The sequence below is a fragment of the Mesorhizobium sp. M5C.F.Ca.IN.020.32.2.1 genome (genome assembly GCF_004023105.1).
In the GTDB taxonomy this organism is placed as follows: domain Bacteria; phylum Pseudomonadota; class Alphaproteobacteria; order Rhizobiales; family Rhizobiaceae; genus Mesorhizobium; species Mesorhizobium wenxiniae.
In genome coordinates this window covers 1-4,581 of the sequence record NZ_RZSX01000522.1, presented here as the reverse complement: position 1 = coordinate 4,581, position 4,581 = coordinate 1, and the positions used below count along the sequence as shown (strand labels likewise).

At 63.2% G+C, this 4,581-nt stretch carries 6 protein-coding genes; all 6 read right to left on the bottom strand.

From position 1 onward, the window contains the following. A partial coding sequence (gene tatB, locus EOA86_RS23300) for a Sec-independent protein translocase protein TatB (RefSeq protein ID WP_128343806.1) occupies positions 1-130 on the bottom strand: 130 nt, incomplete at its 3' end. Positions 131-158: 28 nt separating this feature from the next. After that, entirely contained in the window at positions 159-380 is a 222-nt protein-coding gene (locus EOA86_RS23295; protein ID WP_127210492.1) for a twin-arginine translocase TatA/TatE family subunit, read from the bottom strand. Between the two features lie 180 nt (positions 381-560). Then, a complete protein-coding gene (gene scpB, locus EOA86_RS23290; protein ID WP_128343804.1) occupies positions 561-1,340 on the bottom strand; it encodes an SMC-Scp complex subunit ScpB in 780 nt (259 codons plus the stop codon). Continuing rightward, on the bottom strand, positions 1,337-2,137 hold the full coding sequence (locus tag EOA86_RS23285) for a ScpA family protein (protein WP_128343808.1): 801 nt from the start codon (positions 2,135-2,137) through the stop codon (positions 1,337-1,339). The genes scpB and EOA86_RS23285 overlap by 4 nt, the downstream gene beginning before the upstream one ends. Before the next feature lie 127 nt (positions 2,138-2,264). Continuing rightward, entirely contained in the window at positions 2,265-3,284 is a 1,020-nt protein-coding gene (gene nagZ / locus EOA86_RS23280; protein WP_128343802.1) for a beta-N-acetylhexosaminidase, read from the bottom strand. Positions 3,285-3,441: 157 nt separating this feature from the next. Next, positions 3,442-4,581 (bottom strand): SPOR domain-containing protein (locus EOA86_RS23275; RefSeq protein WP_164891925.1); only part of this gene is annotated, 1,140 nt, incomplete at its 5' end.

The window sequence follows — 4,581 nt, the reverse complement described above, 5'->3', positions numbered from 1 at the left end:
CTGCCATGCCGCGCATCTTCGCCGTCGTGCGTCCGAATGTGCGCAGCATCTTTGGCAAATCCTTGGGCCCGACGACCACGATCATGACGATCGCGATCACCAGCATCTCGGTCCAGCCGATGTCGAACATGGCGATGCGTTCCGACTAAAGTTTGGGCTCAGCTCTTGCTGGCCTTTTCCTTCACTGACGAAACGGTTTCGTCGGCTCGGTGTTCAACGGTGCGCTTGTCCTCGGCAACCTCGTCGTCGGCCATGCCCTTCTTGAAGCTCTTGATACCCTTGGCCATGTCACCCATCAGCTCAGGAATCTTGCCGCGGCCGAACACCAGCAACACGATCACCAGCACGATCAGCCAGTGCCAAATCGAAAATGAACCCATAACAATCTCTCTCGAAAGTTTTCTCCGACGATGATCTATGCGCTTTCGCGTCGGGATTCAAACACAACCGCGACAGAGTTTTATAAATCAGTGGCCGAAGTCACGCACTTTCGGCGCCATAGCCCGCTACCAATCGGCGCAGCCGCGAAATACCAACGGCTTTCGGCACGTCGATTGCGGTCAATCTTCCTCGACGCGCGGCGTCAACAAGCCGAGTTCCTCAAGATCGATGTCGGTTAGCGGATCCTCGTCGTCGGTCAGCGCATCCGGATCGGCCGGTGGCAGCGGAATGGTAAAATTCGACGGCATACGGCCCGAAAGCAGCCCTGCACCCTTCAATTCCTCCATGCCGGGAAGGTCGCGGATCTCCTCCAGCGCGAAGTGGTCGAGGAAGATGTCGGTGGTGCCGTAGGTGACGGGACGGCCGGGCGTGCGGCGCCGGCCGCGCATCTTCACCCATTCGGTCTCCATCAGCGTGTCCAGCGTGCCCTTCGAGGTCTCGACGCCTCTGATATCCTCGATCTCGGCGCGCGTCACCGGCTGGTGATAGGCGATGATCGCCAGCACTTCGAGCGCCGCGCGGGAAAGCTTCCTCTGCTGGACCGTGTCGCGGCTCATCAGGAACGCGAGATCGCCGGCGGTGCGGAACGCCCAGGCATCGCCGACGCGCACCAGATTGACGCCGCGCCGCGCATAGATCTGCTGCAGTTCGGCCATCGCCGCGGCGATGCTGATGCCGTCAGGCAGGCGTGCGGCAAGCTGCTTTTCGCTGACCGGCTCGGCGCTGGCAAAGACGATCGCCTCGGCCATGCGCACGGCTTCCGCCATATGCAGCCGCTCGCCAGGATTCTGGGACAAGTTCTGGGCCTGGCTTTCTGCCGGTGCCCCGGCGAGCACGCCCTCTTCGGTCTCGTGGTCGACGTTGAACGGAATGACCGAAGCGTTGGCGCGTTCACTCATGATGCCACCTCGACTGCCCTGATGCCTTGCGCACGGCCGCGCAGATAGAGCGGCGCGAACACCTCGTCCTGCCGCATTTCCACTTTGCCTTCGCGCACCAGTTCCAGCGTCGCCGCAAACGAACTGGCAATCGCGGTACGCCGCTCGTCCGGGCCAGTCGGATATTCGACCAGGAAGCTGTCCAGCGCCGTCCAGTCGGCAAGCGAGCCGATCAGCCTGTTGAGGATATCGCGCGCATCCTTGAGCGACCACACACCGCGCCTGGCGATCGTCACATTGGTGATGGCCTGCTTCTGACGTTGCGCCGCATAGGCGGTCAGCAGATCGTAGAGCGAGGCCGAATAGGCGTTGCGTTTCTCGACGATGATCATTTCCGGCATGCCGCGGGCGAACACGTCGCGTCCGAGCCGGTTACGGTTGACCAGTCGTGCCGCCGCGTCGCGCATCGCTTCCAGCCGCTTTAACCGGAATTGCAGCACGGCCGCCAACTCCTCGCCGCTTTCGCCGTCGTCGCCGGGTTGCTTGGGGATCAAAAGCTTCGACTTGAGAAACGCCAGCCACGCCGCCATCACCAGATAGTCGGCGGCAAGCTCCAGCCTGAGCGCCCTCACCTTCTCGACGAAGGCCAGATATTGCTCGGCCAGCGCCAGGATCGAGATGCGTGACAGATCGACCTTCTGGTTGCGGGCAAGATGCAGCAGAAGATCGAGCGGGCCCTCGAAACCGTCGACATCGACGACCAGCGCGGGATCGCCGGTCAGCCGCGAATCGTCGTTCTCGGCCCACAGACGGTCCATCGGTGCGGCCTTGCCGGCCTTGTTGTCCAATGTTTCCGCCACTTCCTGTTGCTTTCCTTTGGTTCTATCTTCTTGTTTGGCCATGATCTGTTCCGAACAACCGGCTCCCATTTTTCGGGATCATGGTCTAGGCCACCCCATCGAAATAGGTGGCGAATTCGGCGCGTATCTCGGCTTCATCAGCCCGATCGCGGTTCTTGATATAGGTCAGCGCCCGTTGCGCGCGTTGCAGCGACGTGCCTTCAAGCCCCGTTGTGCGCGCCGCAATGCCGGCCATCTCCTCGAAAACGCCATTGCAGTGAAGGACGAGATCGCAGCCCGCCGCAAGGATCGCGGCCGCCTTTGTCGGGAAATCCCCAGAAAGTGCCTTCATCGAGGTGTCGTCGCTCATCAGCAGCCCGTCGAAGCCGATTTCGCCGCGGATGATCTCATCGATGACCTTGCCGGATGTCGTGGCCGGGTTCTTCGGGTCGATCGCGCTGTAGACGACATGCGCCGTCATCGCCATCGGCAAATGATTGAGCTCCCGGAACGGGGCGAAATCATGCCGCTGCAAGTCGCTCATCGAGGCATCGACGGTCGGCAGTTCGAAATGCGTGTCGGCAAAGGCCCGTCCATGCCCGGGAATATGCTTCATCACCGGCAGCACGCCGCCCGACATCAGGCCCTCCGCCGCTGCGCGACCCAGTTCGATGACGGAGCGAGGCTCCTTGCCATAGGCGCGCGCGCCGATGACGTCGCTGGCGCCCTCGATCGGAACGTCGAGCACCGGCAGGCAATCCGCCGTGATGCCGTAGCGCAGCAGGTCGAAGGCATGCAGCCGTGCCATCAGCCAGGCGGCGCGGTTGCCGGCGTCGTGGTCGTTGCGCCACAGGGCCCCGAGCGCGCCACCGGCCGGATAATTCGGCGCCAACGGCGGGCGCAGGCGCTGCACCCGGCCGCCTTCCTGGTCGATAAACACCGGGGCGTCCGGGCGCTCGATACAGTCGCGCATCGCGGCGACCAGATCGCGGATCTGCTCGGTCTCGCCGATGTTGCGCGCAAACAGGATGAATCCCCACGGGCATTCATTGCGATAGAAATTGATTTCTTCGCGTGTGAGCGATTTCCCGGCGCAGCCGAGGATCATGGATTTTGATTCGGTCATGGGCAGGAGTTTAGAGCTTCACGCGGACAAAGGGAATCGCATCGAACCACATGCGGCCAGGACCCCTTCCACACAAACAACTCCCTTCCACAAAAAAACCGGCGCGGTTCGTGACCGCGCCGGTTCTTTCCGCCCAAGGGCGGGAGACTTGAAAGGGCTAGCGCGACACGAAGCAGTTGCCGCCGGCAGCCTTGTAGCTGGTGCACAGGTTGATCGCATCGTTGCGCGACTTCGCCGGGACGCGGACCCGATAGAACGTTCCCTTGCCGGCGATCTCGGCCTTGACGATGTTGGCGGTATGACCGGAAAGCACGCTGCCATATCGGCGCTGCAGATCCTGATAGGTCGACTGGGCGCTTTCGACGGTCGGCTGGGAGGCAATCTGCATCGACCATGAGCCACCGCCGGTCGAGCCCGCCGCGGGATTGATGGACGCAACCTGGTCGGGCTTGACCTCGCCGACGACGTCGACCGGCTGGTCGGACGGACGCTGCGGCGCCACCGGAACCGAGGCCGGCGTATTGGCAGGCTGGGCGGTTTGGGCCTCAGCCTCAGGCGCGGCTGCCGGCGCGGCCGTCGGATTGACTATTTCCGGCTTGGCTGTTTCCGGCTTGGCTGTTTCCGGCTTGGCTGTTTCCGGCTTGGCGGCTTCGGTCTGGTCGCCGCCCACTGGGTCGCCACCCAGTAGGTCGTCACTTGCCTGGTCGGCAACAGGCGGTACCGTACCGGTCTGTTGTTCTGCGACGTCGGCCTGACCCGTCGGGGCCACATGCTGCGGCGCCGGATCGACAGGCTCGACGGCAGCCATCTGCGGTGCCGCAGGCGCCGGATCCTCGCGCGCAACCAGCGAGCCATCGGGTTTGACGACCATGGTTCTCACCTTGCGCGGCGCAACCGCGACGAGGTCGGGGTCGATGCCCTGGTCGGCCTCTTGCAGAACTTGGGCGATACGATCCTCGGATTTGGATGCCGGCAGGGCGGCGACGTCGGCATTTCCGGCCGCTTGCGTGCCGCGGATCGCATTGGCGCCTTCAGCGGCGGCGGGTTCGGCATTGCGGATCGCATCGGCGGCTTCAGCCGTGTCGATATCGTCGGGCGAAAGATCGACCACACGGCTCTGCGGCGGCTCCTTGGCCGCCACGTCCACCGGCTCTTCAGTGTTGGTGACCAGTTTTTCCTGGACCGGTTCGGCAGGCTTTGCGCCACCCTTGGCCACGGCGTCATAGACCTTATTGTCCTGGTTCGGCACGACGGTGCCGCCCGGATTTTCGGGCCTGACCTTGATCGGTGCGTTGTC